The sequence below is a fragment of the Arhodomonas sp. KWT2 genome (assembly GCF_041949875.1).
Taxonomy (GTDB): Bacteria; Pseudomonadota; Gammaproteobacteria; order Nitrococcales; family Nitrococcaceae; genus Arhodomonas; species Arhodomonas aquaeolei.
The window spans coordinates 61,369-87,541 of record NZ_JBHFPQ010000027.1 but is presented as its reverse complement, the minus strand read 5'-3'; the positions used below and the strand labels follow the sequence as shown (position 1 = coordinate 87,541).

The window sequence follows — 26,173 nt, the reverse complement described above, 5'->3', positions numbered from 1 at the left end:
GGATAGCGCCGAGGCGGTCGGCTTCATCACCGCGTTGACGCGGCGGCCGTCGGCGAAGGCGTGGAGCTGGGCAGCCAGGTACTCCGCGGGCCGGCCGGCCAGCCGCGGGTAGCCGGCGGCGGCGGTTCCGCCGCCGGGCGCCCCCGGGCCCCCGCGCCGCGGCCCCCCCCCCCCGCGGCGCCACCGTCGCCCGCCCGGGCAATGGCCACGGCGCCCCCCCCTGCGCGAGCTGCCACGGTGGGGCCGGCGGCGTAAACGCCGCCGCCGGCTACCCGCGGCTGGCCGGCCTGCCCGCGGAGTACCTGGCTGCCCAGCTCCACGCCTTCGCCGACGGCCGCCGCGTCAACGCGGTGATGAAGCCGACCGCCTCGGCGCTATCCGACGCCGACATCGCCGCGGTCGCCGAGCACTACGCGCAGATGGCGCCCCCCGCCGGCGATGGCGGCACGCCGGGCGACCACCCGCAGGGCCGGCGCATTGCCCAGGACGGCCTCTGGGAGCAGGGCGTACCCGCCTGCACCACCTGCCATGGCCCGGACGGCCGCGGCGTGGGTAGCGTGTTCCCGCCACTCGCCGGCCAACACGCGAACTACCTGCGCAACCAGATCGAGGCCTGGCAGTCTGGCGACCGCCACGACGACCCCCACGGCCTGATGGCCTCTGTCGCCGGACGCCTCGAGGCGGACCAGGCAGCCGCCGTGGCCGAATACTTCGCCGCGCTGCCCGCCACCCGGCAGTAGGCGCCGGCGGAACCGAGAGGAGAACCATCATGACGACCCGCATGCACGCCGCGATCCCGGCCGCCGTCGCGCTAGGCCTCGCGCTCACGTTCGCCGCCGGTGCCGGCCATGCCGCCGACGACCTGCGCGCCCAGAAGGAGCTGGCCCCGAGCCCGGACGCCGGCGAGGCGGGCTACCACCAGGCCCCCTCCCCCGACGCCATCCCGGACGGCGCGTTCGGCGACTCCGTGCGCCGCGGCCGCGAGGCATTCATCCATACCCGCAAGAACGCCGGCCAGTACGTCGGCAACGGCCAGGAGTGCGCCAACTGCCACGTCGGTGGCGGCACCGTCGCCAACTCCGCGCCGTTGTGGGGCGCATGGCCCGTCTACCCGAAATACCGTGGCAAGAACGACCACGTGAACACCATGGACGAGCGCATCCGCGGCTGCTTCACCTACTCCATGAACGCCCAGGATTCCGAGGCCGGCCATCCACCGCCGCCGGACAGCCAGGTCCTCAAGGACATGCAGGCATACATGTTCTGGATGGCCCAGGGCCTGACCGTCGGCAAGGCCGCCCCGGGCCGCGGCTACAAGGCGGTGCCGAAGCCGGACGGCGGCTACAGCATCGACCGCGGCAAGACCGTCTACACCAAGGAATGCGCCATCTGCCACGGCGACGACGGCCGCGGCCGCTTCGCCGCCGACGGCACCCAGATCTTCCCGCCGCTGTGGGGCCCGAAGGCGTACAATTGGGGCGCCGGCATGCACCGCATCAACACCGCCGCGGCCTTCATCAAGTACAACATGCCGCTCGGCAAGGCGAACCCAGCGGCCGCCGAAGGCGTACTCAGCGACCAGGAGGCGTGGGACGTGGCCGCCTATATCAACAGCCACGAACGCCCGCAGGACCCACGCTTCGAGGGCGATATCGCCAGCACCGACCGCGACTGGCACAACCACACCTGCCTCTACGGTGACGAGCGCGACGGGCACACCATCGGCACCGGGGCGAAGGCACAGTGAGCGCCGCCGCCGGGGCGACTGCGCCCCGGCGGCTCAGAACAGCACGGTGAGCTGCAGCGCAAGCCTGTCCCCCACCCCGTCGAGGTGGGCGTCGGGCCCGGCGGCCTCGGAGCTGAAGTCCCGTACCGCATAGTTGAGCGTGGCCCGGGTCTTTTTCGTGAAGTGGTACTGCACGCCCGCCGTCCAGGTCTCGAAGGTGGCCCGGGTTGGCTGGTCGAGGTTGCGGCGGTAGGCGTCGTAGCGCAGCTGCAGTTCCCAGGGCGTGCCGGGGACGAAGTAGGCGCCCTCGATGTAGCCGCCGCGAGCGCGATAGTCGTTGAACAGCTTCTCCGGAGCGTGCTGGCCCTGGAAGATCATGCCCTTGCCCTGCATGAACTCCGCGCTCACCCGGAACGGACGCCGGAGGTAGTACGCGCCGACACCGTAGCGGACGCGGTCCTGCGTCCGGCTGCTGTCATAGGCGTCCGTGCGCTCGCCGCCCTGGTACCAGCCGAAGAACTTCAGCGTCGGCCGGAAAGGGCCGCCGCCGGGACCGTCGAAGAGGTACGCGGAGGACCAGTAGAGATAGAGGTCCTCGTCACCGTCCGACTCGTCCATCTGCACGCCGCTGCCGTTGCCGAGCATCACCGCGTAGCTGTGCTCCCAGCGGCCGGCGTCGAAGGCGTCGAAGACCTGCACGCCCGTATCGCGGAACGCCCCGACGGGGTTGGAGAAGGCGTTCATGTCCGCGTCCGGGGTCGACTGCGGCGGGACGTTCGTCTCCCCGGCCTCGGGGAAGCGCTCGAGCAGGAGCTGGTTGGTGACGGTGGTGTAGTTGACGTAGGGCAGCGCGATGATGCCCTGCATCCCCTCCTCCGAGCCCGGTGTCTTGAACAGACCGGCACGCACCCGCGCACCGTCGATGGCGTTCACAGTCACGCTGGCATCGGTGAGCTGGGGACTGTAGCTGTCGTAGCGCCCACCGTTGGTGAGGCCGTTGTTGCCGAACTCCGCGAGCACGAAGTAGTTGATCCGCGGGTCCCCCGGGTGCGCGGCGCCACGCACGCCCACACGGGCGCGCTTGATGTTGAAGCCGGACTGCTCGTCCAGCCCCGGGCCGATCAGCTTCGGCGGGATGTAGGCATCCCCCGGCCCGCTGTCGCTGAAGTCGCGCTGGTATTCCGGCTGGATGAAGCCCCAAACCCGGGCCAGGGGCGGATTCTCCGCGCGCTCGGTGCCCTGCAGCATCAGCCAGTTGGCGGAGCGGGCGAGCCCGGCCCAGCCGATGCCGACGCACAGACCGAGGGCGACGGTGGCGAGACGCGTGTGACCGTGTGTCATGGTGATGGTCTCCGAAAGGTATGAATCGTTGGCGCACGGCGGCCACCGGCGGACGGCCGGTGCCGGTGTGATGCGGTAACGCCCGCCCGGGCCGCGCTGCGGCCCGGGCGGGCCTCAGGTGGCCCGTTCCAGCCGCGCGGGCAGCGCCTGCCGCACCGCCGAGCCGCAGGCCCAGTCGACCCAGCCGTTGGGTGCCTCGCGGGTCGGGTCGACGATGCCGAGGTCGTTGAGGTTGACGCCGGCGCCGAGCGCCGGGTCGTGGGGCGTCTCCCGGCCATCCACCACGTGGGCGCGGGCACCGAGCTCGCGGTGGCCGTAGCCGTGCTCCACGGCGAGCACGCCGGGCATGACGCCGTCGCGCAGCAATGCCACCCCGGAGACCCGCCCGCCAGGGGTCACCAGCATCACCGCCTCGCCGTTGGCGATGCCGAGCCGCTCGGCGTCCCGGCGGTTGATGCCGACGGGGTTTTCCGGGTGGACCTGGCGCAACCGGGGCGAACCGATGGACGACGAGCTCTGCAGGTTCGACTTGTAGGCGGTCAGCCGAAACGGCCACGACTGCGCCGGGAACGCCTCGCGCGCATCGCTACCGTCGGCGAGCCGCGCCGGATACCACGTCGGGCAGCCACTGAAGCGCTCGCCGGTCACGGCATGGCGCTTCGCCGCCACGGTCTCGTTCCACAGGCACTGGCCGCGTTCCCAGCGCGGCAGGGCGTCGCCTTCCGGCTCGGCCCCGAAACGGCCGCCGCGGGCCAGCACATACGCGGCACGCCGCCATTCGCCGGCCGTCAGGATCCCGGTGAGATCGGGTTCGAGACGGGTGACGCCGGTGACGGCGAGGTCGTCGTCGTCCGCCTCCGGCACCGGCTCGCCGACATGGGCGACGTTCGCCACCGCACGCAGATAGAAGTCCGCCGCGCGATGGAAGCCGTGGAGCCCGCCGTCGGCGTCCGGGATCGCGTCGTCGCCGAAGCCCGGCAGCCCCAGGCGCGTGGCGGCGGCCACCAGGAAGCTCTCCAGCGCCACGGGCTCGCCGTCCGCGGTGCGCGCCGTGCGCGGCTCGACCACCGGCCAGCGCGCGGTGCTGGTCTTCTGCCGCACGCCGGACCAGGGGGCAGTGAAGCCCCAGCTCTCGTAGGTGATGGTGTCCGGGACGATGTAGTCCGCGAACGCATTGGTCTCGTTGATGAAGGCGTCCACGCCGACCATCAGCGGCAGGCGCTGCGGGTCCTTCAGCCGCTCCGCCACCGCGCTGCGCAGACCGGCCTGGCCGTACAGCGGGTTCGCCATATGGTTGATCCAGACCTTGGCCGGATACGGATAGCCGGCGAGCGCGGAGGCCAGGTGCTCGGTCAGGATCGGCGGCGAGAAGGGATACCACGGCGCCCGCGCGGGATACGGCGACTCGCCGGCCTCGACCTTGCGGCGGTACTCGCTGGTCTTCTCGTAGGGGAAACGGCTGCGCGAGAGGAACACCCCCTTCGGCTTGACCATGCCCGGGAAGGTCTTGAGGTCATAGCGCGGCCCCCGGCCGAACTCCGGGTAGTGGCCACCGGCCAGGGCCGTGCCGCCGCGGGCGTTGAGGTTACCCACCAGGGCGTTGAGCATCATCACCGCGAAGGCGGAGTAGAAGCCGTTGCCGCTCATCAGCCCGCCGTGGGCATCCACCACCGCCTGCTTGCCGTAGCTGGTGAACGTCCGCGCCAGGGCCTCGATGGCCGCCACCGGCACCCCGCACTCCGCACTGTACTCCGCCAGCGTGAACCGCTCCGCCTCCTCGCGGAGGCGCTGCAGGGCGGACTTCACCCGGACGGAACTGCCGTCCAGGGTCACGGTGGTGTCCACGAACAGCCGCGCCGGCGCGGCGGCGGTATGCGCCCGCCAGTGGCCATCCGAGGCGTCCGCGACCACGAACACCTCGTCATCACCGTCGGCGGGCCAGCCCAGGTCGCTGCCACGCAGCAGCCGGCCCTCCGAGGGATGCCCCGGCTCGCTGATCACCAGGTGCGTGGCGTTGCCCCAGCTCGGCTCACCCGCGGCGGCCATGGCGGCGGGCCCCGGCTGGGCCAGGTGGCGGGCGTCGTAGCGCTCGTGATCGATGATCCAGCGGATCATCGCCATGGCGAGGGCCGTATCCCCGCCGGGCCGGACGGGCAGCCAGGTATTGCCGGGCTGGCTGGCGAGGCTGGAGCTGTTCGGCAGCGCCGGCGAGACCACCACGTAGTCCAGCCGGCCCTCGGCGCGGGCGCTCGCGAGCTGCCGGCCCTGGAGCTTGAATGGCTTGCCGGACTGAGCCGGCGCCGTGCCCATGAACAGCGCGAAGCGCACGTGCTCCCAGTCCGGTTTGACGTGGGCATACTTGCGCATGTCGTTGAGCCAGGCGCCGGAGCCGGCGCGGAAGGCGAAGCCGCAGTAGGCGCCGTGGTGACCATAGTTGCGGCTACCGAAGGCGTTGAAGGTGAAGCGCCGGACCAGCGCGTCCCGCCCCTCGTTGGCGCCGGTGGTGAACAGCAGCTGATTCGCCCGTGGCCCGTACTCGGGGCTTTCGGGGGCCACCGGGGTATCCAGATCGCGCACGGCGCGCAGCCCGTCCACGTGGCCCTCGCCGAAGAGGTCGCCACCCTCCACGACCTCCTCGACGAGCTGCTCGAAGCTGATGCGCTGCCAGCGGCCACTGCCCCGCGGTCCCACCCGCTTGAGCGGCCGGGTGACACGGTAGGGGCTGGTGAGCTGCTCCAGCATGGCGGCGCCGCGGGCGCAGGCGGTGGACCGCCCGCCCAGGCCGGACTCCCCGCCCAGCCGCGCGAACGCCTCGCGCACCGGCGTGGTGTAGGCCTCCGGCCGCTCATGGGAGAGCGGGTTGTAGGGGTTGCCGGCGATACGCAGGATCCGGTTGCCCGTGGTGTCCACGCGGGCGCGGACGCCGCACAGCGTCCAGCAGCCGAAGCACTGGGTCAGGCTGACGACCTGTCCCTCGGCCATGGTGACCGCCCCGGTCTCCGGGTCGATATGGCACTCCGGCGGCAGGGCGTTGCCGGCGATGCGGTCCTGCGTGGGCACCCCCGCGGTACCGCGGACGAGTCCCCTCACGGCGTTGACGGCGGGGCCGGCATAGCCGGCGGCGAAGACACCGAGACCGCCGGCGGCGAGGCCGCCCTTGAGCAGATTGCGGCGTGTTTTATCCATGAGCGACCTCCCGGGGAGCGGCCGCCGCCGGGCCCTGGGGCCAGCGGGCGGCGATGGCGGAGACGATGATCACGACGGCGACCCACAGGCCAAAGGTGGCGACGATGCCGAGCAGGCCGTCGCTGCCCAGCGGCAGCTCGTAGGGATAGAGCCCGGCGCCGTACTTGGGCACCGTCTGCACGTTGATGAACACGACCCAGCGGAACGACCAGGTACACAGCAGCGCCGGCACCGACAGCCACCAGCTGTGCGCGAGCAGCGCCGGGCGGCGCAGTGCGAGTGCCGTGCCCGCGATGAGTAGTGCCCCCACGGCCGCCGAGCCCGCATACATCAGCCGCCAGAACGGCTGCTCCACGGCCAGACGCAGCGCCTCGGCGAACGAGGCTCCCCCCCCGGCACCGAGGCCGAGCGCGCCGGTCACCGCCCAGCCCGCGGCGGCCGCGGCCGTCGCCACGAGCACGGCGAGCTGGACCCGGTTCGCCAGCCGGTAGTCGTCCGCGCACGCCACGCCGGACCAGCGCAGGGTGAACAGCACGGCGCCGACGGCGCCCACCAGGGCGGTGAGCGCGAAGTTGAGCGGCAGCCAGTAGGTATGCCAGAGCAGGCGGGCACGCACGACCATGACCTCGGCACCGGTGTAGACGAGCACCGCGAGCGCCAGCACCACGAGCGCCACCGCCAGGGCGAGGACGGCACGCCGGCGCCCCGCCCCGCCGTGCCAGTGCTGCCAGGCCGCCGCGTAGGCCAGCAGTACCGCCACGTAGGCCGGCAGCAGCAGCGAGCCGATGGACATCCACGACCATGGCGTGAAGTGCGCGTAGAAGTGCCAGAACCGCCCCGGCTGATGAAGGTCGGCGAGCAGCGCCACCGGCGCCACCACCCCGGCGGAGACGGCGACCAGCACCGCCGCCGGCTGCAGCCGCCGCAGCGGGCCGCCCGCCTCGCCCGCCGACGCCAGCAGTGCCGCGGCGGTGCTCAGCCCGATGAAGAAGAAGTACTGCACCGCCCAGGGCAGCCAGGCCACGTCCTGGGCGGGGACGATGATCTCCGTGATCGTCATGCCGTGGCCTCCTCTGCGGGGTGCTCTGGCTGGAACCACAGCCCGGGCTGGCCGTCCACGCGTTCGACGAAGGCCTCGTTCATGCCGAGATAGAATACGTGCGGCCCGGTCCCCATCTCCGGCTTGAGCACGCGGATGTCGTCCTCGTGCTCGCGCAGCATCCGGCTGATGGTGCTGTCCGGGTCGCGCAGGTCGCCGATCACCCGGGCACCGCCCACGCAGCTCTCCACGCAGGCGGGCAGCAGCCCCGCCTCCAGGCGGTGGACGCAGAAGGTGCACTTGTCGGCGGTGCGGGTCTCGTGGTTGATGAAACGCGCGTCGTAGGGGCAGGCCTGGACACAGTAGCCGCAGCCCACGCACCGCTCGTTGTCCACGACCACGATGCCGTCGCGGCGCTGGAAGGTGGCCTGCACCGGGCAGACCGGCACACACGGCGGCTCGTCGCAGTGATTGCACAGCCGCGGGAGCATGAAGCTGGCCACGCCGTCACCGTCGGACTCCGCCACCTCGTACTGGTGGACGATGGTGCGGAACTGCCCGATGGGGGGCTGGTTCTCCAGCGAGCAGCTCACCGTGCACGCCTGGCAGCCGATGCAGCGGCGCAGGTCGATCAGCATCGCGTAGCGGCGGTCCGGATCGCCGCCGCGGCGGGGCGGCTGCTCGTTGATCGCCGCCCGGGCCTCGCTGAGGGGGATCGTCGCCGCACCGGCGGTGAGCACCCCGGCCCGGCGCAGGAACTCGCGTCTGCTTGGGTCCATGATCACGCTCCGAAAGATGATGTCGCGATCATGCTGTGCCGCCGCGCACGACGCCGGTATTGTGGTTTTCCACATATCCGGGTGTGGCTTGATCTGGGACAATCAATCCGGGTTTGCGGAGGGAAGGTGCAACGCTGGTGGCGACTTTCAGGCTCCTGCTGGGCGCCATGCTGCTGGCGGTCACGGCGGCCGCCGCGGCGGAGCCGCTGAACGTCGGTGTGCTCGCCTACCGCGGCGAGGGCCGCGCGCTGGAGCGCTGGACACCGACGATGGATTACCTCCACGAGGCCCTGCCGGGACAGCGCTTCGAGATCCGCCCCTTCGATCTGGAGGGAATGACCCGGGCGCTGGCGGACGGCAATCTGGACTTCCTGCTGACCCAGCCGGGACAGTACGGGATGCTGGCACCACGCTACCGCCTCACGCGGCTGGCGACCCTGCGTCCGGCGGACCGCAGCTCTGCCCGTCACGCCACCGGCTCCGTGCTGCTGGTCCGTGCCGGCAGCCACTACCGGGACCCGCGTGCCCTCGAAGGCCGGCCGGTGGCGGCGGTGCACCCACGGGCGTTCGGCGGCTTCCTGCTGCTCCGTGCTGCCCTCGCCCGCCGTGGGATCGACGCCCGCGAGGCCTACGACCTGCACTTCCTTGGCTATCCCGTGGACCGCCTGCTCCTGCGCCTGCAGCAGGGCGAGGTGGAGGCGGCCATCGTGCCGGCCTGCCTGCTCGAGCGTATGGACGCGGAGGACCTGCTGGAGCGCACCGACTTCCGGGCACTGATGGTCCACGACACCGACGGGGACTGCCTGACCAGCACCGCCCTCTATCCGGCGTGGTCGTTCGCCGCCCTGCCCGGCACCTCCGAGGCCCTGAACTCGGCGGTGGCCCGGGCGCTGCTGCGCATGCCCGCCGCGGACGGGGACCGCTGGGGCGCCCCGGTCTCCCAGGCCCGGGTGGAGCGGCTGCTCGACGAGCTCTCGCTCCATCCGCTGCACCCGCCTCTGTCCGAGCAGATCGCCACGTGGGTGGCCGATAACCGCACGCTGGTGATGCTGGCCGCCGTCTTCGCGCTGCTCGGGCTGCTGCATCACTGCTGGCTGCAGGCCCTGGCCCGGCGGCGGGCGCACCAGCTCCGCGCCACCCATGCCCGGCTCCAGTCGCGGGAGCGTGAGCTCGCCGCCGCCCAGCGAGCGAGCCTGGTCGGCGAGATGGCCACGGAGCTCGCCCACGAGCTGAACCAGCCCCTGGCCGCGATCCGCAACTACGCCGAGGGCTGCCTCGTGCGCCTGCGCCGGGACGACCCGGCACACCCGCTGCTGCCGATCCTCCGCCGGATCGATGACCAGGCCGAGCGCGGCGCCGCCGTGGTGGCCCGCACGCGGGCGTCGCTGCGCCGGGAGACACCGCCGAACCAGCCGGTTCGGCTGGGGCCGCTGATCCGCCACGCACTGGCGCTGCACGAGCACCCGCTGCGCCGGCGGGACGTCACCGTGTCCGTCGACGTCCGGCCGCCGGAGCTGACTGCATGCGCCGAACCCCGCGCCCTCGAGCAGGTCCTCGGCAACCTGGTGACCAACGCGGTCGAGGCGTACGCCACCACCGGCTGCGGCGGCCCGCTGTGGATCGAGGCCGGGGCGGTGGACGATGCCGCGGTCGTCCGGGTACGCGACGCCGCGGGCGGCTTCCCGGCGGCCCACCTGGACGAGCCCTTCGTGGGCTTCCGCAGCACCCGGCCCGAGGGGCTCGGCATGGGCCTGCTCATCTGCCGCCGGCTGATGATCGCCCAGGGCGGCACTATCGCGCTGGCGAACCGGGACGGCGGTGCCGAAATCACCCTGCGACTCCCCCTGGAGACAGATGACGATGCCTGCGCCGGACATTCACCTGGTTGACGACGACGCCTCCACGGGCGATGCGTGCCGGTTCCTGCTCGAGGGCTACGGCTACGGCGTGACCTACTGGTCCGCCGGCACGGACTTCCTCGCCGGCGCGACGCTGGAGGCCGAGGGCTGCGTGATCCTGGACCTGCGCATGCCGCGGATGGACGGCACGGCAGTGCACGCGGCGCTGCGGAAGCGCCGCAGCCCCCTGGGCGTGGTGATACTCACCGCCCACGGGGACGTGCCCACCGCGGTCGAGCAGATGAAGCAGGGCGCAGCAGACTTCCTCCAGAAACCGGTGAACGGCACCCGCCTGATCGCGGCGGTGGACGCGGCGCTGGCGCGCTCGCGCTCGGCGTGGGAGGTGCGGATACTGGCGCAGCGGGCGACGACGCTGAGTGAGCGCGAACGCCACGTCGCCGGGCTCGTCCGCGACGGGCTCACCAACCGAGCCATCGCCGAACGCCTGCACGTCGCGGTGCGCACCGTGGAGGTCCACCGCGCGGCCGCGATGCGCAAGATGGGGGCCCACTCCAGCGCGGAGCTCGCCGCGCTGTGGCAGCGCGTCGCCGATTGAGCGCCGCCCGCAGGGCGGCGCATGACACGGGATCGGGGACTCCGCCGGGACGTCGCAGCGCCCCGGCGGCAGTGGCCCGGGCTCAGAAACGCGCCGTCAGCTTGAACCAGGCGTTGCGCCCGGGCTCGTACACGCGCCCGGTACGGGTGCCGGCGTCCGCCGAGCCCGAGGCGAGGTGCTCGGCGTAGGTGCGGTCGAACAGGTTGTCCACGCCCGCGGTGACCGTCCAGCGCTCACCCGGACGGTAACCCGCGTTCACGGATACCACGCCGAAGCCGCCGGTCTCGCCGATGTCCGTGCCGTAGATCGTGCCGCTGCCCGGGTCGATACGGTCCTGGCGGGCGACACCGCGCAGGAGCACGCCGCCGGACCACAGGCCGTCGTCGTAGCGCAGGCCCAGGGTGCCCTCCAGCGGCGGCATCTGCGCCAGGGGCACGCCGTCGGTGCGGTTCTCGCCGCGGACGTAGGACACCGTGCCGGTCACCGCCCAGCGCGGGGTCAGCGCGTAGCGCAGGTCCAGCTCACCGCCGACGGTCCGTGCCCGGATGTTGCGGGCGTCATCGCCGTCATCCGTGATCAGGATGTAGTCGTCGATACGGCTGTAGAACAGTGCCACGGTGGTGGTCAGCCGTGAGCCTCGGTACTGCCAGCCGGCGTCGAGCTGGGTGGCGCGCTCCGGGTCGAGGGAGAAGTCGCGGTCGCGCTCCCAGAAATCCGGCGAGCGCTGGGCGTGACCGAGGCCGAGATAGACACTGGCCGGGCTCGCCGCGAGCTCGTGCTCCCAGCGGGTGAAGCCGCTGAGGTTGGTGTCACTGTCGTCGGTGCCCGCGGCGACACCGCCGTAGCCGTCCGGGTTCATCATGGTGGCCTGCCTGTCGGCGGTGACCGTGACCTCGTCCGCGCGGGCGCCGACGACCACGCGGTCCCGGGCACCGAGGTAGTGCGCGAGCTCGCCGAACACCCCGGTCTGGCGGAAGGTAGCGACGTCCTCGCGGTCGCCGAGCGCCGGCTCGCCGGTGGCGCTCATGGCCATGCGCCCGTCGCGGGCGCTGTGCTGGTAGTCCACGCCGGTCACCAGCTCCGTCGCCGCGGACAGGTCCAGGGTCGCCTCGATCCGCCCGCCCCGCGTCACCCGGCGGGGGTTCATCACCCGGTACACCGACGGCGCGGTGTCGCGCAGGGTGTAGTTGTCCATGACGTGGTCGATCTCGTTGCGGTAGAGCGTCGCCTCCACCCGGGCGATCAGCGGCGAGATGTTCTCACGGGTGGCCCGGAGGCTCACGCCGGTGCGATCGAAGGCGGCACCGTCCATACTCCGGTCGGCGTAGGCGGCCTCGCCATCGCCGCGCTCGTAGGTCAGCTCCATCCGGGTGTCCGCGTCCGGGGTCCAGCCGGCGATGGCGGTAGTGCTCCAGCGCTCGAACTCCGAGTGCACGCTCTCGCCGTCGCCGTCCTCGTAGTCCCCGGCCTCCGAACGGGTGGCGATGCCGCGCAGGTAGCCGGTGCGGTTGCCGGCGGTGACGTCCACGAGCCCGTCGTTGCGGTCGAAACTCCCGCCCAGCGCACTGAGCGTGGCCCGGCTCCCGGGGGCCTCGAAGCGTTCGGTATCCCGCTCGAAGCGCACGGTGCCCGCCACGCTGGCACCGTAGCGCACGCTCTGTGGCCCCTTGAGCACGGTGATGCGGTCGAAGGCCTCCGGCACCACGTAGGCCGTGGGCGGGTCCATACGGTGGGGACAGCCGCCGGGGATGGCGCTGTCGTTCACGCCGATGTTCAGCCGCGAGCCGCCCAGGCCGCGCAGGGCCGGGTCGCCGTTGGTCCCGCCCTTGCGCGAGAGGCTGAATCCGGGAATCGGCTTGAGATAGGCGCCGCCATCGGGGGCCGGCACCGGCTGGCGGGGCCGGCGCGGGTCGGTCACCACGGTGAAGGGATCGCCCATCATCGGGGCGGTGACGACGACGTCCTCCACGGTGATGGACGTGTCTCCGGGCTCGGCCGCGACGGCCGGACACACGGCGACGGCGGCCGCGAAAAAGCCGCCGGCCACGGGCGCGCGGCGGCGGACGGTACGGGTTACGGGCATGATCGGATGCCTCCTGTCCTGCAGGCGTTTCGAATAGCTACTGACGCTGGAAACGGACACGCCGCGGCACCACCGGCCCACACCACCGGCACAACGGGGACGCGGTCCGCAGTGGCAGGGCCGGCACGGGCGGTGTTACCGCGGCGCGGTCAGGACAGAACGGGGGGCGCGCGGGGACGCGCCTGGGACGGCACCGGCCAGTCGTTCACCTCGGCCGCCGGGGCAATCGGCGGCCGGGGATCGTCGAAAGGCCGGCGGATGCCCCCCATGTCACCGCCGGCGAACGGCGGTGCCGGGGCGGCACCCATGCTGTGACAGCCCGGGGTGTCCGGGCACAGGGGGCAGCTCTGCGGCGCGGAGCTATCGTGGTTCGAGGCGAGCAGTTTGGAGAGGCGGACCTGGCGGAAGCCGTCCCCAGTGCAGATGGTGACCCAGCCATCGTCGGCCGCACCGGCACCCAGGGCGGTGGCCAGCGGCATGCTCATGTTCATCAGCATGAGCAGGCACAGGCCGATCACCCAGGCGGGGCGCCGGTGCAGGCGGTGGATGGCGGGGTTTGTCACGGTGTTATCCGAATATCCATATATCTTTCGGAAATATCGCGACTCTACCCCGCCGGAGGTCCCGGGCAGTTGACCCCGATCAATTCAGGCGGCGACGGCATCCCAGTCGTCGATCAGTCGCTCGACGCCCCGCAGCGCCACGGCATACATGGTGTAGGTCGGGTTGTTCGCCCCGGCGGTGGGGAACAGGCCAGTGCCCGCCAGCACGAGATTGGGCACATCGTGGCTGCGCCCGTAGCCGTCCACCACCGAATCCGCAGGATCACTGCCCATGGGCGTGCCACCCATCATGTGCGCCGTGCCGAGCGGCCCCGCCCAGGCCTCGTCCGCCCCGGCGGCCCGCATCACCGCGAGCCCCTCCCCGCGGGCGTGGCGGTGCACCGCCATGGCGTCGTCGGTGAACCGGTGAACCACCTTCGCGGGGCGCCGGCCGTAGCCGTCACGCCCCTCGCCAAGCACGACCCGGTTATCCGGGTCGGGGAGGTCCTCGCCCATCGCGAGCATGTTCGCCATGTGGTGGGAGGCCCGCCGGATGAACGCATGCAGGGCGTCACCGTAGAGGTCCGCCCGGGTGACCGCCATACCGAGGAGACCATTCGGCTTCATCGCCGGGGCGATCAGCCACTGGTAGCTGCCGAAACCCTGCTCCCGGTCCTTGCCGTAGCCGTCGCGGCAGCTCAGCTGGGCGCCGCTCACCCCCATGAACGGCTCGGTGTCCTCCTTGAACAGGCCGTAGATTCCCGCCACCGAGTGGGTCATGAACCCGCGCCCGACCTGGCCGCTGCGGTTGGCAAGGCCGTCCGGCCAGTCGTCGCTGGCGGAGTTGAGCAGGATCGCGGGGTTGTGCACCGCAGAAGCCGCCAGCACAACCACGGACGCGGGCTGGAAACAACGCTCACCGTCGGCATCCGCGTACTCGACACCGGTAGCGCGGCCGTTGCGGCTGGTCACACGGATGACGCTCGCATGGTTGCGGATCTCGGCGCCCGCGGCCAGCGCCCCGGGGACATCGCGGACCAGCGGGTTGTAGAGCGCCCCCGTCGGGCAGCCGGCGTCGCACCAGCCGTCATAGATACACGCGGCCCGTCCGGCGTAGGGCTGGGAGTTGATCGCCATCGGCATGGGCGCGGTATGCATGCCCATGGCGTCGAAGCCGCGACGGATGGCCTCGGCCTGACCGAAGGTGGCAAGCGGCGGCATCGGGTAGGGATCGCCCGCCGGGCGCCAGATCTCCGCCTCCGCGTCTCCGGACAGTCCGACCGCCTTCTGGATGCGGTCGTAGTACGGGCGCAGGGTGGCGTAATCGAATGGCCAGTCCCGGCCGCGGCCGAAACGGCTACGCATCTCGAAGTCCGATTCGTCCAGGCGCAGCCACGTGCCGTAGTGATGGGTCGCCGCGCCGCCATTGCCCCAGCCGGCATTGAACCCGTAGCCGAAGGGATGTTCACCGGTCGTCACCACCTGCTCGCCACCCCAGCGCAGGCGCCGGGCCCAGATCAGGCTGCTCTGAAGATCGGTGTGCTGCCAGCCGGGGCCGGCCTCCAGCACCGCCACTGACCGGCCGGATTCCGCCAGGTGGCGTGCGTAGAACGCCCCCGCGGCGCCGGCACCGACGATGACCGCATCCACACTGTTCATCCGCCTCATGCCATGGCCTCCGGGTCGATGTGGGCCATGTACGGCACGTCCAGGGCATCGAAGCCCTCGGGCCGCCCGTACACCAGGTCCACGGCATCGGCGCGGAGCACGAAGTGCGCGAAGCCGGCCGGCGGGCCCGCCCACTCCGCCACCTCGCCCCCGGCGATCACGCCGGCGAGGTCGTGGGCCGCGTCGGCGGACAACTCGGCGAAGGGGCAGTCGTGACGCCGCTGCGCGAGGGCGTCGAGGCCGTGGGCAACACCGGTATAAAAGCCATCCCACGGCGCGGGCACGTCCAGGTAACGGATCATGAGCAGGCTATCCGCCGGGTCCACGGAGAGCTGTGCATCCAGGTAGTGCGCCAGACCCGCCTCGTCCGCACCGGGCAGCAGCACCTCGCCGTAGGCGGCCAGGGCCCGGGCCTGGGCCGGCGTGAGCGTGCGCAGATCGGCGCCCTCCGCCCGGGCCTCGCGGGGTGTCAGCCAGGCCGGCACACCACCGACAGTGAACAGCACGGCCCCGGAGGCGGCCCCCTTCAGAAACGTTCGGCGATCCAGCGGCATCACGGCTCCTCTCGTTTTTGCCCCACACGGCTCACCACCGCATTTCTTTATATATAAATATTTATTGAGTAAAACAGATCCACACCGGATTGCAACCGCCGGGCGTGGGCCGGGAGCGCGGACAGGGGCCGCCACTGGTCGCTGACGGACGGTCTCCAAGCGATGTTGCAGCGCGTCAAACGCTTTGCTACGCTGCATCGCAACAAGGCTGATGAGTTCGATCAGGCCTTGTGAACTCAAAAGCCTAGGAGGCTCATCATGACGAACACGAACTTCAGTCAGTTCACCGAGCAGTTCGAGAAGACCGTCCTCGGTCCGATGCGTGCCTACGCGACCATGGCCGTGGATCACTTCGAGAAGCTCTCCGAGGTGCAGTACGACGCCGCCAAGGCGTACACCGAGTTCGGCATCCAGCAGGTCCGCTCCGCGATGGACATCAAGGATGCCTCGGACGTGCAGAGCTACTGGCAGCAGCAGCAGAAGGCCGCGGAGACCATCCGTGACCGCGTCAAGGGCGACGCGGAGAAGGTCGTAGCGCTGAACCAGGAGTTCGCCGAGAAGGCGCAGAAGGCCGTTCAGGAGAACGCCAAGACCGTCTCCCAGGCCGCCGGCACCAAGTAAGGCGCGCGCCTGACGCAGTGAACGCAAGCGCCGGTCCCCGACCGGCGCTTTTTTACCTTCCTACCCCTACCCGACGACGCTGAACCGCCCCTCCCGGATACAACCCCGCAGCGGCCGTGGTGTATCATCCTCCGCGCCACGGAGCCCGCAAGGAGTGCCGCCATGGCCCGCCCGGCCGCGCCCAGCCTCGATCCCCAGACCGTCTTCTTCCCCCTGGCCGCCGTCTATGCCGCCGTGAGCGTGCCGGTCAGCGTGTTCGCGATGGCGTACGGCAGCTGGCCGCCGCTGCTGGGCTCGCCGGCGGCCCACGGACTCGAGCTCCTCATCGGCTATTTTCTCGCGGTGATCGCCGGCTTCCTATTGCCCGCGGGCCCCGGCACGGCGGGCACTGCCGCTCTCGCCGGGCTATGGCTCGCGGGCCGCGCCGCCGCCTGGGGCTGGCCGCAACCCGCGATGGCGCTCAACGCCGCCTTTGCCGTCGCGATCGTGCTGACGGCCGCGCCCCGTTTCCTCGGCGGCTCGAGGCAGTGGCACAGCACCCTGTTCGGACTGACCCTGCTCGCCACGGGCGGCACCCTTGCGACCGCCGCCCTGGCGGACGGCGTCCTGCCGCCGGCCTGGCAGCCGGGCGCACTCGTCGAGGCGGCACTGCTGGCCAGCACGGTGGTCGTATTCCTCGGCGGACGGGTGGTCGCGCCCGCCACCGGCGGTGCCTGGCCCACGGCGGAGCGCACCGGCATGGCCGCCGTCCAGCCGGCGACCGAGGCGGTCATTCTTCTCGGTATCACCGCCGGTGCGGTCCTGCTGCCCTACCATGCGCCGTCAGCGGCGGTCCCGGTCGCCGCGGCGGGGGCGGCGGCACTGTGGCGGGTCTTTCGCTGGCGGCCGTGGACGCTGAGACACCAGCCGGACGTGCAGGGGCTGATCACGGCCCACGCCTGGACCGGCGCCGGACTACTCGGCCTCGCTGTTGCGTGGGTCGCCGCTCCGCTGCGGGCGGGAACGATGCTTCATGTCCTGCTCATCGGCGGCCTGGGCACCTTCGGCCTGCACCTGATGGCACGGATCGCGCTGCAGCGCGCCCGCCAGGGTGTGGCCGGCATCCGGCTGCTGCCGGTCGCGACGGTCCTGCTTGCCGTGGCGACGCTGGCGCAGTTCGCCCCGGGGCTGATCCCGGTGGCCGTCGGCCTGTGGAGCCTCGCCTTCGTGCTCGTCGCCCGGCTGCTGTTCAATCTCTCGCGGGAACGCTGGCGGGCCGCCTTCGCCACGGGGTGGTTCCGCCGCCTGTGACGCCGCGCCGGCCGGCGGCTGTGCCACAATGGACGGATCCCCACGCAGCGGAGGCGTGACCATGAGCGAAGCGCGCATGAGGGCGATGGTGCTGCCGGCACAGGGCCGGCCTCTGGAGGCGCAGGAGTGGCCGGTACCGGAGCCGGGCCCGGGGCAGATCCGCCTGCGTGTACGCGCCTGCGCGGTCTGCCGTACCGACCTGCACGTGGTCGACGGGGACCTGCCCGACCCCACCCTGCCCCTGATCCCCGGCCACGAGATCGTCGGCACCGTCGACGCCGTCGGTCCGGGCGCAGAGCGCTACGGCATCGGCGACCGGATCGGCGTGCCCTGGCTCGGCCACGTCTGCGGCAAGTGCGATTACTGCCGCAGCGGCCGGGAGAACCTCTGCGACGACGCCCGTTTCACCGGCTACCAGCTCCAGGGGGGCTATGCCGAGTACACCGTCGCCGACGAGCGCTTCTGCTTCCCGATCCCCGAGCCCTACGGCGACGCCGAGGCCACCCCGCTGCTGTGCGCCGGGCTCATCGGACAACGCGCCCTGCGCATGGCCGGCGACGGTACGCGGCTGGGCCTCTACGGCTTCGGCGCGGCCGCGCACATCGTCGCCCAGATCGCGCGCCACGAGGGCCATCGGCTGTTCGCCTTCACCCGCGAGGGCGATACCCGTGCGCAGGCATTCGCCCGGCGTCTCGGCGCCGAGTGGGCGGGGACGTCCACGGACGCGCCGCCGGAGCCGCTGGATGCGGCGATCATCTTCGCACCGGTGGGATCGCTGGTGCCCGCCGCGCTCCGTGCCGTGGCCAAGGGCGGACGGGTGGTGTGCGCCGGTATCCACATGAGCGAGATACCGGCCTTCCCCTACCGCATCCTCTGGGAGGAGCGCAGCATCCGCTCGGTGGCCAACCTAACCCGCGCGGACGGCGAGGCACTGATGCGCGTGGCCCCGGCCGTACCGGTGACGACCCATGTGCAATGCTATCCGCTGGGCGAGGCCAACCAGGCCCTCCGGGACCTGCGTGACGGCAACCTGGAGGGCGCGGCGGTGCTGATCCCGTAGCGTCCCGGGATCAGCAGCGGGCGGGAATCGTCTTCAGGAGGCGCTGGCAGCCAGGCCTGCGGCCTCGATGCCGGCCACCGCCACGGCCTCGTCGGCGTCGGAGGCGTCACCGCTGACGCCGACGGCGCCGATCACCAGGCCCTCGCCGTCGAGCACGAGCACGCCGCCGGCCACCGGCACCGCGCCGTTGTCGGCGACGCCGCTGACCGCGGCGAGGAAGGCCGGACGCTCGGCGTTGGCGGCGCCGAGGGCTCCGCTGGCCACGCCCGTGCCCAGAGCGGCCGACGCCTTGCCGCGGGCGACCTCGAAGCGCACGGTCCCGGCGCCGTCCTCGCGCTCGACCACCACCGGATGCCCTCCGCCGTCGACGACGACCACGGTCATGGGCTTGAGGTCACGATCCCGCGCCGCCTTCAGCGTTTCGCGGGCGATCACTCGCGCCGACTCCAGCGGCAGCAGCGTCCGGTGCTTGTGAAATCCGGCCATTGAGCAGTCCTCCCCGTATCCATCGATTGCTTCGCCCCGGCGCCGAGACGCCGGACTGGTGTCCTGGATCAGGACACCGGCAGCCTACCCCAAGCCGTCGGCCACAGGGAAACCGAACCATGGGAACGGGCCCCCGACAAGGCGGGATGACACGACGCGAAATGGATTCACCTTTGAACCGATAAAAACAAAGGCACCGCCAGTCAGTGCGTTACAGGAACGTTACGCAACAAAAAAGGCATTCGATCAAAAATGTTGCAGCGCATCACCACCGCTGCTACGATCCAGTCAGAATAACCACAATGGATCACGGCTCTCACAAGGAAAGAGGTGGATAACCATGAATCAGCTCAACTTCGACCAGTTCAACCAGCAGATCGAGAAGAACCTCCTCACCCCGACGCGCGACCTGACGGTCATGGCCCTCGACCACTTCGAGAAGCTGGCCGAGGTGCAGTTCGAGGCGGGCAAGGCCTACACCGACATGGGCGTGCAGCAGCTGCGCGCGCTGCTCAACGTGCGCGACCAGAAGGGCGTGCAGGACTATGTCGAAAGCCAGCAGAAGCTCGCCCAGAGCGTGACCGACCGGCTCAAGGGCGATGCGGAGAAGGTCGTCGCCCTGAACCAGGAGTTCACGGAGAAGGCCCAGAAGGCCGTGCAGCAGAACGTCACCAACGCGACCAAGGCCGCGCAGAAGGCCACCAGCAGCCAGAAGGCCAGCTGATAGTCCGTGTGGCCGCCGCGGGGAGACACCCGCGGCGGCCTTTCCTTCCCGCACTCCCCCCCGTTTTCGTTCGAATGATTCTGGCCTGCATCCTCCGGCGGCAGTAGACTCGCCGGTTTGGACGGAGGCAGCGCATGACACATCGCCACCCGCCCGCGGGCCTGGCCTGGCTGATCTGGGGACTCGGGGCGTGTCTTTACCTCGTGGGCTTCTTTCAGCGCGTGGCCACCGGGGTGATGGGCGACGAGCTCATGAGCGACTTCGCCATCGGCGCCGCCGGCCTGGGCAACCTCTCGGCGTTCTACTTCTATACCTGCGCGGCCATGCAGATCCCAACCGGGCTTCTGGCGGACAATTGGGGACCGCGCCGGCTGCTGACGGCCGGCAGCGTGGCGGCCGCCGCCGGCGGCCTGCTCTTCTCCCTCGCGCCGCAATTCTGGCTCGCCGGGATCGGACGGGCGGTGGTGGGGGGCGGCGTCGCGGTGGCATTCGTGTGCATCATGAAGCTCGCCAGCCACTGGATGGCACCGAGGCAGTTCGCGTTCGCCATGGGCAGCGCCCTGCTGGTGGGGATCATCGGGGCGGTATCCGCCGGCGTTCCGCTCGCCGCCGCGGTCACCACGGTGGGCTGGCGCCCGGTCATGGCCGGGGTCGCGGTGGGCACCGCGATACTCGCCGCCGCGATCTGGTGGGTGGTCCGCGACGATCCCGCGCCGGCGGGCTATCGCAGCCACGCCGCGGTGGCCCACGGCGACGGCCCCGGCGCCCGCGAGAGCCTCGCGACCGTGCTGCGCTACCGCGAGACCTGGCTGCTCACACTCGCTCCCGGCGGACTGGCCGGACCGGTGCTGACCTTCGCCGGGCTGTGGGGCGTACCGTTCCTGGTCACGCACTATGGCTTCAGCCGCACCGTGGCCACCAGCTACTGCACCCTGCTGCTGGTGACCTGGGCCCTCGGCGGCCCGCTGCTCGGCGCCCTTTCGGACCGGCTCGGCCGCCGCCGCCCCCTGTATATCGCCGCCTTCGCCACATCCGCCGCAGCATGGGCGGCGGTCATCCTGATACCGGCGCTGCCGCCGATGGCTCTCGCCGCGGTACTCGCGCTCGCCGGGTTCGCCGCCGGCGGTATCATCATCGGCTTCGCCCAGGCCCGGGAGGCAGTGCCGGCGGAATGCGCGGGCACGGTGGGCGGTGTCGTGAACACCGGCGTGCTGATCGCGCCCATGCTGCTGCAACCGGCGATCGGCGTGGTGCTTGACTGGAACTGGGACGGCACGCTCCGCGGCGGGACGCACATCTATCCGCTCCACGCCTATACCGAGGGCTTCGCGCTGATGCTCGCCTGGAGCATCGCGGGCACGATCCTGGTAGCGCTGACCCGCGAGCGCGCCCCGCAGGCGCAAACGGCCTGACCGGGGCACCCGAACGGCGCCGCGGCAGGGCCTTTCCGGGCACTCTTGCGCCAGATCAAGTTGACCTCGTGCATGCCCGCTAGAATGCCGGAGTCACCCGTCTCTAGCGAGTTCCTCCCATGCCCGACGGCTCCATCTCACTGGCGATCATGGGCAGTGGCGGCACCGGCGTGATGACCGCCGGCCAGCTGCTGCTCTCCGCGGCCGGCGACGCCGGCTGGTACGGCCTGATGACCCGTTCCTTCGGCCCGCAGATCCGCGGCGGCGAGGCCGCAGCGCTGCTGCGCCTGTCATCCCGGCCGGTGGAGGCCCCGCCGGACACCTACCGCCTCGTGCTCGCCTTCGACTGGAGCAACATCGAACGCTTCGCCGCCGAGATACCCATCGACGCCAGCACCCTCGTGCTCCACGACCCGGACGCCGGCCCCCTGCCGGCGCCCATAGCCGGTGCGGGACCACGCACCGCTGAGGTGGCGCTCAAGCAGATGGCCAAGGGCATTGAGGGCGGACGCGTGAACATGATCGCCCTCGGTGTGCTCGCCGCGCTCGCCGGCCTGCCGGTGGAGCCCCTGGAGGCCCGCGTACACCAGACCCTCGCCCGCCGCGGCGAGGCGGCGGTGACCAGCGGCCTGCGCTGCCTGGAGGAAGGCCGGGAGGCGGCCGCCACCCTCGGTGAGCCGCCGGAGCCACTGACCGCCGCGCACACCCCGCGCTGGCTGATCAGCGGTAACGAGGCCACGGGCCTGGGGGCACTGCGCGGTGGTGTACGCTTCGTTGCCGCCTACCCCATCACGCCCGCCACCGACGTGCTTGAATGGCTGTCACCGCAGCTCCCGCGCGTCGGCGGATGTCTGGTTCAGGCGGAGGACGAGCTCGCCTCGGCGAACATGTGCGTGGGCGCGAGTTTCGGCGGCACACCCTCGCTTACCGCGACCTCGGGTCCGGGGCTCGCACTGATGACCGAGACGCTGGGGCTTGCCGTGGCCTCGGAAACGCCGATGGTCGTGGTCGACGTCATGCGCGGCGGGCCGTCCACCGGCATCCCCACCAAGTCGGAGCAGGGGGATTTCGATATCGCGGTCCACGGCCTCCATGGCGACGCGCCGCACCTGGTGGTCGCGCCGAACGGCGTCACGGACTGTATCAACGCGACCCAGTGGGCGGTCTCGCTGAGCGAGGCCCTGCAGACACCGGCGCTCGTGCTCAGCGACCAGGCCATGGGCCAGGGCCGCGCCATCGTGCCCGAGCCGGCGCTGCGGGACGTCGATACCGCGCGGCGCACCCCCTCGGAAGGCGAGGCGAACGACTACCGCCGCTACCGCGTCACCGAGGACGGCGTCTCCCCCATGAGCCTGCCCGGTATGCCCGGCGGCGCCTACACCGCCGACGGCCTCGAACACGGCGAGACCGGCACCCCCTCGTCCCAGGCCGCTCACCACCAGGCCCAGCTCGACAAGCGCCGGGACAAGCTGGAACGCCACGGCTACGGCGACTACTGGGCGGACATCGAGGGCGACGGCGTACTCGCCGTGATCACCTGGGGGTCGATCACCGCGGCGGCACGCGAGGCCGTCGACCGGCTCGCCGCCGACGGGATCGACGTGCGGCTGATCTCCGTACGGCTGCTCGCGCCGACACGCCCGGCGGACATGGCCCGGGCACTGGCCGGGGTGGAGCGGGCCCTGGTGGTCGAGCAGAACCACGGCGGACAGTTCCTCGCGTACCTGCGGGGCCACTACGACATCAGCGCGGAGCTGGTGGCGTTCCACCGGCCCGGGCCGCTGCCCATGCGCCCGGGCGAGATCGTCACCGAGCTGCGGGAGCTGGCGAAGCGGGAGGCGGCGTGATGAGCACGTGCGAATTCAGGCCCAAGGATTTCAAGTCCGGCGTCAAGCCGGTGTGGTGCCCCGGCTGCGGCGATTTCGGTGTCCTCAACGCCATGACCAAGGCGCTGTCGGGGCTGTCGCTGGCGCCGGAGGAGGTGGCCTTCATCTCCGGGATCGGCTGCTCGGCGCGGCTGCCCGCGTACGCCGCGGTCTACGGCTTCCACGGCGTCCACGGGCGGGCCCTGCCGGTGGCCACCGGACTGGCGGTCTCGCGCCCGGAGCTGACCGTGCTCGCCATGGGTGGTGACGGCGACGGCTTCTCCATCGGCGGCAACCACTTCCTGCACGCCTGCCGCCGCAACGCCAACCTGACCTACGTCGTCATGGACAATGCCGTCTACGGAATGACCAAGGGCCAGGCCTCGCCGACCACGGAGGCGGACTGGGAAGGCAGCAAGCTCACCCCGGAGGGCACGCATATCCCGGCGCTCCGGCCGCTGGAGCTGGCGCTCAGCGCCGGCGCGGGCTTCATCGCCCGGGGCTTCTCCGGTGACCCCAACGGCCTTGCCCACCTCATCGCCCAGGGCATCGAGCACCCCGGCTTCTCCTTCATCCAGGTGCTCTCCCCCTGCATCACCTACCGGCCCGAGCAGATGGAGTACAAGAAGCACGTCCACGAAGGCTTCGAGACCACCTCGGACCGCCGTGCGGCCTTCGCCCAGCTCATGGACGACGACAACTTCACCCAGGGCCTGCTCTACCGCAGCGACGCGCCGCCCTACACCCCCGACCGGGCGGAAGCGGCGGACCTCGACCGCATCGCCGGGCAGTTCGCCCTGGCCGCAGGAGAACAGTGATGGAATCTGTGCCCCTGTTCCTCGCCCACGCCGTCGCACTGGAGGACGAGGCCGCCCAGCGCTACGACGAGCTCGCCGACGCGCTGGAGGTCCACAACAATCCGGACGTGGTGGACCTGTTCCGCAAGATGGCCCACTTCTCGCGGCTGCACCTGGCGGAGGCCCGCGAGCGCGCCGAGTCCGAGGGCGGGCTGCCACAGCTCAAGCCCTGGGAGTACCAGTGGCCGGACGACGAGAGCCCGGAGTCGGCGGAGATTTCGGCGAGCCACTATCTGATGACGCCGGCCCACGCCCTGCGCCTGGCCCATGCCGCGGAGACCGCGGCCCACCGTTTCTACGACCACTGCGCCCGGAACACCGGTAACGCGACGCTGCGCGGCCTCGCCGCCGAGTTCGCCGCCGAGGAGTCGGAACACGCCGCGGAGCTGGAGAGCTGGATGGCACTGTATCCCGAACCCGACGCGGGCTGGGACGACGACATGGACCCGCCGGTATCCGTGGACTGAGTGCGGGCATCGGCGCGTCGCGCACCACACGGCGCGCGACGAGGTAGCGTCCACCGGGATCGGGTTAGTACTGTAGCGGGACACACCCACCACCCGACCGGGAGACGACCATGACCATCGCAATCGGTGACACCCTGCCGCGGGCCACGCTCAAGACCAACGGACCCGACGGCCCCGCGGACATCTCCACCGACGAGCTGTTCAAGGGCAAGCGCGTCGTGCTCTTCGGGGTTCCCGGCGCGTTCACCCCGGGCTGCTCCAACACCCACATGCCCGGCTTCGTGGTTCACGCCGACGAGATCCTCTCCAAGGGCGTGGACACCATCGCGTGCATGGCGGTGAACGACGCCTTCGTCATGGATGCCTGGCAGAAGGACCAGAACGCCGAGCGCATCACCATGGTCGCCGACGGCAACGCGGAGTTCACCCACGCCCTCGGCCTGGACATGGACGTGAGCGCCATGGGCATGGGCACGCGCTGCAAGCGCTTCGCACTCGTCGCCAACGACGGCGTGGTGGAGTATATCGGCGTCGACCCCAAGGGCGTCGACGCGAGCAGCGCCGAGACGGTCCTCCAGAAGCTCTGAGGCGGCCCGGCACCGGGGGCCTTCAGCCGGCCCCCGGCCCCATCCCGTTCCCGTCCGTCAGGCGTGCACGGAGCACGTGCAGGTATTCGCGGATCCGGCCCACGTAACGCACCGGCTCCGTGCCCCGCGCGTAGCCGTGATTCAGATCCCGGTAGTAGCGCTTGTCCGCAAGCAGCGGGAGCACCTGCTTGATGTCGTGCCAGCGGTGGGGATCCAGTCCACGCTGACGGGCGAGCACCTGGGCGTCGTGGACGTGCCCCCGACCGACGTTGTAGGCCGCCAGGGCCAGCCACGTGCGATCCGGCTCCTCGACCCCGTCATCGAAGCGCGTCTTCATCCGCGCCAGATACTTCGCACCGCCCATGATGCTCTGCTCCGGGTCCAGCCGGTCCTTCACACCCATCGCCCGCGCCGTGGAGCGCGTCAGCATCATGATCCCGCGCACGCCCGTGGGGCTGCGGGCGTCCGCACGCCAGTGGGATTCCTGGTAGGCCTGGGCGGCGAGGAGCAGCGGCGGCAGGTCATAGCGCCCGGCGGCCTCGCGGAAGAACGCCCGGAACCGCGGATACCGCTCGTCGATGCGACGCACATAGCGGGCGATATCCACATAGTCGAAGACCTGGAAGAACCCGTAGTAGCGGTCGCGGATCAGCGCCAGGCCCTCCTGCGCCCGGAAGTCGTCGAGCCAGTCGCTGACGGCCTGGTCCAGGGCTTCGGCGCCGGCGGGCATCAGCCAGCCCAGGTGCTGCTCGCGGCTGAGGTTGAACGGCGCGATCAGCTCCGGGTAGTAGCGGCGGTTGATGTCGACGATATTGGAGTCCGCCACCGTACAGTCGATCTCCCGGCGCCAGACCCGGGCCAGCAGCGTCTCGGTGTCCACCGCTTCGGTGGTGCGCCAGTCCAGATCCGGGTGGCCATCGGCCTTGAGCGCCCGCAGCCGCTGGACGTAGCTGCTGTTGGCGATCACCACCAGGTCCAGCCCGGCCAGATCCGCAACGGACTCCGGCTGGACATTGTCCCGCCGGCAGACCACCTGCTGGGTCACCGGCTGGTAGGGCGGACCGAAACGGAAACGCTCCCGGCGTGGCCCGGTGATGGTCAGCCCCGCCGCGGCCAGGTCCGCCCCGCCGGCGGCCATACCCTCGATCACCGCATCCACGGTGGGCGCAACGCGGTAGCGCACGGACACGCCCAGGTGCTCGGCGAACGCCTCGACCAGATCGTGCTCCGGGCCGGTGGGCCGGCCGTCACGGCCGATGTAGTAGGTGGTGGGCGCATTGCGCGTGAGCACCACCAGCTCACCGGAAGCCCGGATCGCCGCGAGGCTGCGCGGTCCACTCCCCTGGCCGGACAGCGGCAGGGTCACCGCCAGCAGTAGTGCGAACAGCAGGGCTGCGGCCAGAACGCCGCCGCGGAAGCCCGTCATGGCGTC

Annotated in this window: 23 protein-coding genes and 1 pseudogene; 14 read left to right on the top strand and 10 right to left on the bottom strand. The window is 71.3% G+C overall.

All coding sequences use genetic code 11. The features are described from left to right. Window positions 1–233 precede the first annotated feature (233 nt). The 3 genes and pseudogenes from ACEZHJ_RS02910 to ACEZHJ_RS02900 form a co-directional block, all read left to right on the top strand. Window positions 234–398: pseudogene (locus ACEZHJ_RS02910) on the top strand (c-type cytochrome); the annotation flags it as partial. A 21-nt stretch (window positions 399–419) separates the two neighbouring features. Further along, window positions 420–740, top strand: a complete 321-nt coding sequence (locus tag ACEZHJ_RS02905; protein ID WP_375036223.1) for a c-type cytochrome — start codon at window positions 420–422, stop codon at window positions 738–740. Window positions 741–769: 29 nt separating this feature from the next. Continuing rightward, entirely contained in the window at window positions 770–1,747 is a 978-nt protein-coding gene (locus ACEZHJ_RS02900) for a c-type cytochrome (RefSeq protein WP_018717919.1), read from the top strand. Between the two features lie 33 nt (window positions 1,748–1,780). On the opposite strand, the gene ACEZHJ_RS02895 is transcribed toward ACEZHJ_RS02900, so the two are convergent. The 4 genes from ACEZHJ_RS02895 to ttrB all read right to left on the bottom strand — a co-directional run bounded on the left by ACEZHJ_RS02895 (window position 1,781) and on the right by ttrB (window position 8,071). Beyond that, window positions 1,781–3,067 (bottom strand): porin, encoded by a 1,287-nt coding sequence (locus ACEZHJ_RS02895; RefSeq protein WP_018717918.1) that lies wholly within the window; start codon window positions 3,065–3,067, stop codon window positions 1,781–1,783. Window positions 3,068–3,181: 114 nt separating this feature from the next. Beyond that, window positions 3,182–6,253: a tetrathionate reductase subunit A gene (locus ACEZHJ_RS02890; RefSeq protein ID WP_375036222.1), complete on the bottom strand. Its 3,072-nt coding sequence runs from the start codon at window positions 6,251–6,253 to the stop codon at window positions 3,182–3,184. Beyond that, a complete protein-coding gene (gene nrfD / locus ACEZHJ_RS02885) occupies window positions 6,246–7,313 on the bottom strand; it encodes an NrfD/PsrC family molybdoenzyme membrane anchor subunit (protein WP_375036221.1) in 1,068 nt (355 codons plus the stop codon). The genes ACEZHJ_RS02890 and nrfD overlap by 8 nt, the downstream gene beginning before the upstream one ends. Continuing rightward, entirely contained in the window at window positions 7,310–8,071 is a 762-nt protein-coding gene (gene ttrB / locus ACEZHJ_RS02880; RefSeq protein ID WP_375036220.1) for a tetrathionate reductase subunit TtrB, read from the bottom strand. Before ttrB ends, nrfD begins: the two co-directional genes overlap by 4 nt. Window positions 8,072–8,208: 137 nt before the next feature. Between ttrB and ACEZHJ_RS02875 the strand changes: the two genes are divergently transcribed. Further along, window positions 8,209–9,960: a PhnD/SsuA/transferrin family substrate-binding protein gene (locus ACEZHJ_RS02875; RefSeq protein ID WP_375036219.1), complete on the top strand. Its 1,752-nt coding sequence runs from the start codon at window positions 8,209–8,211 to the stop codon at window positions 9,958–9,960. Beyond that, window positions 9,932–10,525 carry a response regulator gene (locus tag ACEZHJ_RS02870; protein ID WP_163143814.1) on the top strand — a complete coding sequence of 198 codons (594 nt, stop codon included), beginning with the start codon at window positions 9,932–9,934 and terminating at the stop codon, window positions 10,523–10,525. The genes ACEZHJ_RS02875 and ACEZHJ_RS02870 overlap by 29 nt, the downstream gene beginning before the upstream one ends. An 82-nt stretch (window positions 10,526–10,607) precedes the next feature. On the opposite strand, the gene ACEZHJ_RS02865 is transcribed toward ACEZHJ_RS02870, so the two are convergent. From ACEZHJ_RS02865 to ACEZHJ_RS02850, 4 genes are all read right to left on the bottom strand, one after another. Further along, a complete protein-coding gene (locus ACEZHJ_RS02865) occupies window positions 10,608–12,608 on the bottom strand; it encodes a TonB-dependent copper receptor (protein WP_375036218.1) in 2,001 nt (666 codons plus the stop codon). Between the two features lie 149 nt (window positions 12,609–12,757). Further along, complete coding sequence (locus ACEZHJ_RS02860; protein ID WP_375036217.1) at window positions 12,758–13,171, bottom strand: hypothetical protein; 414 nt, start codon at window positions 13,169–13,171, stop codon at window positions 12,758–12,760. An 84-nt stretch (window positions 13,172–13,255) separates the two neighbouring features. After that, window positions 13,256–14,818: an FAD-dependent oxidoreductase gene (locus ACEZHJ_RS02855; RefSeq protein WP_375036216.1), complete on the bottom strand. Its 1,563-nt coding sequence runs from the start codon at window positions 14,816–14,818 to the stop codon at window positions 13,256–13,258. After that, complete coding sequence (locus tag ACEZHJ_RS02850) at window positions 14,815–15,372, bottom strand: twin-arginine translocation signal domain-containing protein (RefSeq protein WP_375036215.1); 558 nt, start codon at window positions 15,370–15,372, stop codon at window positions 14,815–14,817. Before ACEZHJ_RS02850 ends, ACEZHJ_RS02855 begins: the two co-directional genes overlap by 4 nt. A 258-nt stretch (window positions 15,373–15,630) precedes the next feature. Here ACEZHJ_RS02850 and ACEZHJ_RS02845 point away from each other — a divergent pair, with 258 nt between their 5' ends. The 3 genes from ACEZHJ_RS02845 to ACEZHJ_RS02835 all read left to right on the top strand — a co-directional run bounded on the left by ACEZHJ_RS02845 (window position 15,631) and on the right by ACEZHJ_RS02835 (window position 18,343). After that, window positions 15,631–15,993, top strand: coding sequence for a phasin family protein (locus tag ACEZHJ_RS02845; RefSeq protein ID WP_018717908.1), 363 nt, complete (start codon window positions 15,631–15,633; stop codon window positions 15,991–15,993). A gap of 162 nt (window positions 15,994–16,155) precedes the next feature. Then, entirely contained in the window at window positions 16,156–17,283 is a 1,128-nt protein-coding gene (locus tag ACEZHJ_RS02840) for an NnrS family protein (protein WP_163142791.1), read from the top strand. Window positions 17,284–17,344: 61 nt separating this feature from the next. Further along, window positions 17,345–18,343 carry a zinc-dependent alcohol dehydrogenase family protein gene (locus ACEZHJ_RS02835; protein WP_205599910.1) on the top strand — a complete coding sequence of 333 codons (999 nt, stop codon included), beginning with the start codon at window positions 17,345–17,347 and terminating at the stop codon, window positions 18,341–18,343. 33 nt (window positions 18,344–18,376) lie between these two features. On the opposite strand, the gene ACEZHJ_RS02830 is transcribed toward ACEZHJ_RS02835, so the two are convergent. After that, window positions 18,377–18,829 carry a heme-binding protein gene (locus tag ACEZHJ_RS02830; protein ID WP_018717905.1) on the bottom strand — a complete coding sequence of 151 codons (453 nt, stop codon included), beginning with the start codon at window positions 18,827–18,829 and terminating at the stop codon, window positions 18,377–18,379. 340 nt (window positions 18,830–19,169) lie between these two features. On the opposite strand from ACEZHJ_RS02830, the gene ACEZHJ_RS02825 reads away from it, so the two are divergent. The 6 genes from ACEZHJ_RS02825 (at window position 19,170) to ACEZHJ_RS02800 (ending at window position 24,741) form a co-directional block, all read left to right on the top strand. Further along, window positions 19,170–19,553 (top strand): phasin family protein, encoded by a 384-nt coding sequence (locus ACEZHJ_RS02825; RefSeq protein ID WP_018717904.1) that lies wholly within the window; start codon window positions 19,170–19,172, stop codon window positions 19,551–19,553. 134 nt (window positions 19,554–19,687) lie between these two features. Continuing rightward, a complete protein-coding gene (locus ACEZHJ_RS02820; RefSeq protein ID WP_259202413.1) occupies window positions 19,688–20,965 on the top strand; it encodes a nitrate/nitrite transporter in 1,278 nt (425 codons plus the stop codon). Window positions 20,966–21,084: 119 nt separating this feature from the next. Continuing rightward, a complete protein-coding gene (locus ACEZHJ_RS02815) occupies window positions 21,085–22,812 on the top strand; it encodes a 2-oxoacid:acceptor oxidoreductase subunit alpha (protein ID WP_375036214.1) in 1,728 nt (575 codons plus the stop codon). Next, entirely contained in the window at window positions 22,812–23,648 is an 837-nt protein-coding gene (locus tag ACEZHJ_RS02810; RefSeq protein WP_018717901.1) for a 2-oxoacid:ferredoxin oxidoreductase subunit beta, read from the top strand. Before ACEZHJ_RS02815 ends, ACEZHJ_RS02810 begins: the two co-directional genes overlap by 1 nt. Beyond that, complete coding sequence (locus ACEZHJ_RS02805; RefSeq protein ID WP_375036213.1) at window positions 23,648–24,154, top strand: ferritin family protein; 507 nt, start codon at window positions 23,648–23,650, stop codon at window positions 24,152–24,154. Before ACEZHJ_RS02810 ends, ACEZHJ_RS02805 begins: the two co-directional genes overlap by 1 nt. Before the next feature lie 110 nt (window positions 24,155–24,264). Next, complete coding sequence (locus tag ACEZHJ_RS02800) at window positions 24,265–24,741, top strand: peroxiredoxin (RefSeq protein WP_018717899.1); 477 nt, start codon at window positions 24,265–24,267, stop codon at window positions 24,739–24,741. A gap of 22 nt (window positions 24,742–24,763) precedes the next feature. Here the strand turns inward: ACEZHJ_RS02800 and mltF are convergent, their stop codons facing one another. After that, on the bottom strand, window positions 24,764–26,167 hold the full coding sequence (gene mltF / locus ACEZHJ_RS02795) for a membrane-bound lytic murein transglycosylase MltF (RefSeq protein WP_375036212.1): 1,404 nt from the start codon (window positions 26,165–26,167) through the stop codon (window positions 24,764–24,766). Window positions 26,168–26,173: the final 6 nt, after the last annotated feature.

Excerpts from the sequence above, each read along its gene's own strand:
- mltF (WP_375036212.1), bottom strand. The coding sequence starts at position 26,167 with ATGACGGGCTTCCGCGGCGGCGTTCTGGCCGCAGCCCTGCTGTTCGCA.
- ACEZHJ_RS02905 (WP_375036223.1), top strand. The coding sequence starts at position 420 with ATGGCGCCCCCCGCCGGCGATGGCGGCACGCCGGGCGACCACCCGCAG.
- ACEZHJ_RS02850 (WP_375036215.1), bottom strand. The coding sequence starts at position 15,372 with ATGCCGCTGGATCGCCGAACGTTTCTGAAGGGGGCCGCCTCCGGGGCC.
- ACEZHJ_RS02830 (WP_018717905.1), bottom strand. The coding sequence starts at position 18,829 with ATGGCCGGATTTCACAAGCACCGGACGCTGCTGCCGCTGGAGTCGGCG.
- ACEZHJ_RS02820 (WP_259202413.1), top strand. The coding sequence starts at position 19,688 with ATGACACATCGCCACCCGCCCGCGGGCCTGGCCTGGCTGATCTGGGGA.
- ttrB (WP_375036220.1), bottom strand. The coding sequence starts at position 8,071 with ATGGACCCAAGCAGACGCGAGTTCCTGCGCCGGGCCGGGGTGCTCACC.
- ACEZHJ_RS02805 (WP_375036213.1), top strand. The coding sequence starts at position 23,648 with ATGGAATCTGTGCCCCTGTTCCTCGCCCACGCCGTCGCACTGGAGGAC.
- ACEZHJ_RS02870 (WP_163143814.1), top strand. The coding sequence starts at position 9,932 with ATGCCTGCGCCGGACATTCACCTGGTTGACGACGACGCCTCCACGGGC.
- ACEZHJ_RS02895 (WP_018717918.1), bottom strand. The coding sequence starts at position 3,067 with ATGACACACGGTCACACGCGTCTCGCCACCGTCGCCCTCGGTCTGTGC.
- ACEZHJ_RS02900 (WP_018717919.1), top strand. The coding sequence starts at position 770 with ATGACGACCCGCATGCACGCCGCGATCCCGGCCGCCGTCGCGCTAGGC.
- ACEZHJ_RS02825 (WP_018717904.1), top strand. The coding sequence starts at position 19,170 with ATGAATCAGCTCAACTTCGACCAGTTCAACCAGCAGATCGAGAAGAAC.
- ACEZHJ_RS02815 (WP_375036214.1), top strand. The coding sequence starts at position 21,085 with ATGCCCGACGGCTCCATCTCACTGGCGATCATGGGCAGTGGCGGCACC.
- ACEZHJ_RS02800 (WP_018717899.1), top strand. The coding sequence starts at position 24,265 with ATGACCATCGCAATCGGTGACACCCTGCCGCGGGCCACGCTCAAGACC.
- ACEZHJ_RS02865 (WP_375036218.1), bottom strand. The coding sequence starts at position 12,608 with ATGCCCGTAACCCGTACCGTCCGCCGCCGCGCGCCCGTGGCCGGCGGC.
- ACEZHJ_RS02845 (WP_018717908.1), top strand. The coding sequence starts at position 15,631 with ATGACGAACACGAACTTCAGTCAGTTCACCGAGCAGTTCGAGAAGACC.
- ACEZHJ_RS02835 (WP_205599910.1), top strand. The coding sequence starts at position 17,345 with ATGAGCGAAGCGCGCATGAGGGCGATGGTGCTGCCGGCACAGGGCCGG.
- ACEZHJ_RS02810 (WP_018717901.1), top strand. The coding sequence starts at position 22,812 with ATGAGCACGTGCGAATTCAGGCCCAAGGATTTCAAGTCCGGCGTCAAG.
- ACEZHJ_RS02890 (WP_375036222.1), bottom strand. The coding sequence starts at position 6,253 with ATGGATAAAACACGCCGCAATCTGCTCAAGGGCGGCCTCGCCGCCGGC.
- ACEZHJ_RS02855 (WP_375036216.1), bottom strand. The coding sequence starts at position 14,818 with ATGAGGCGGATGAACAGTGTGGATGCGGTCATCGTCGGTGCCGGCGCC.
- ACEZHJ_RS02840 (WP_163142791.1), top strand. The coding sequence starts at position 16,156 with ATGGCCCGCCCGGCCGCGCCCAGCCTCGATCCCCAGACCGTCTTCTTC.
- nrfD (WP_375036221.1), bottom strand. The coding sequence starts at position 7,313 with ATGACGATCACGGAGATCATCGTCCCCGCCCAGGACGTGGCCTGGCTG.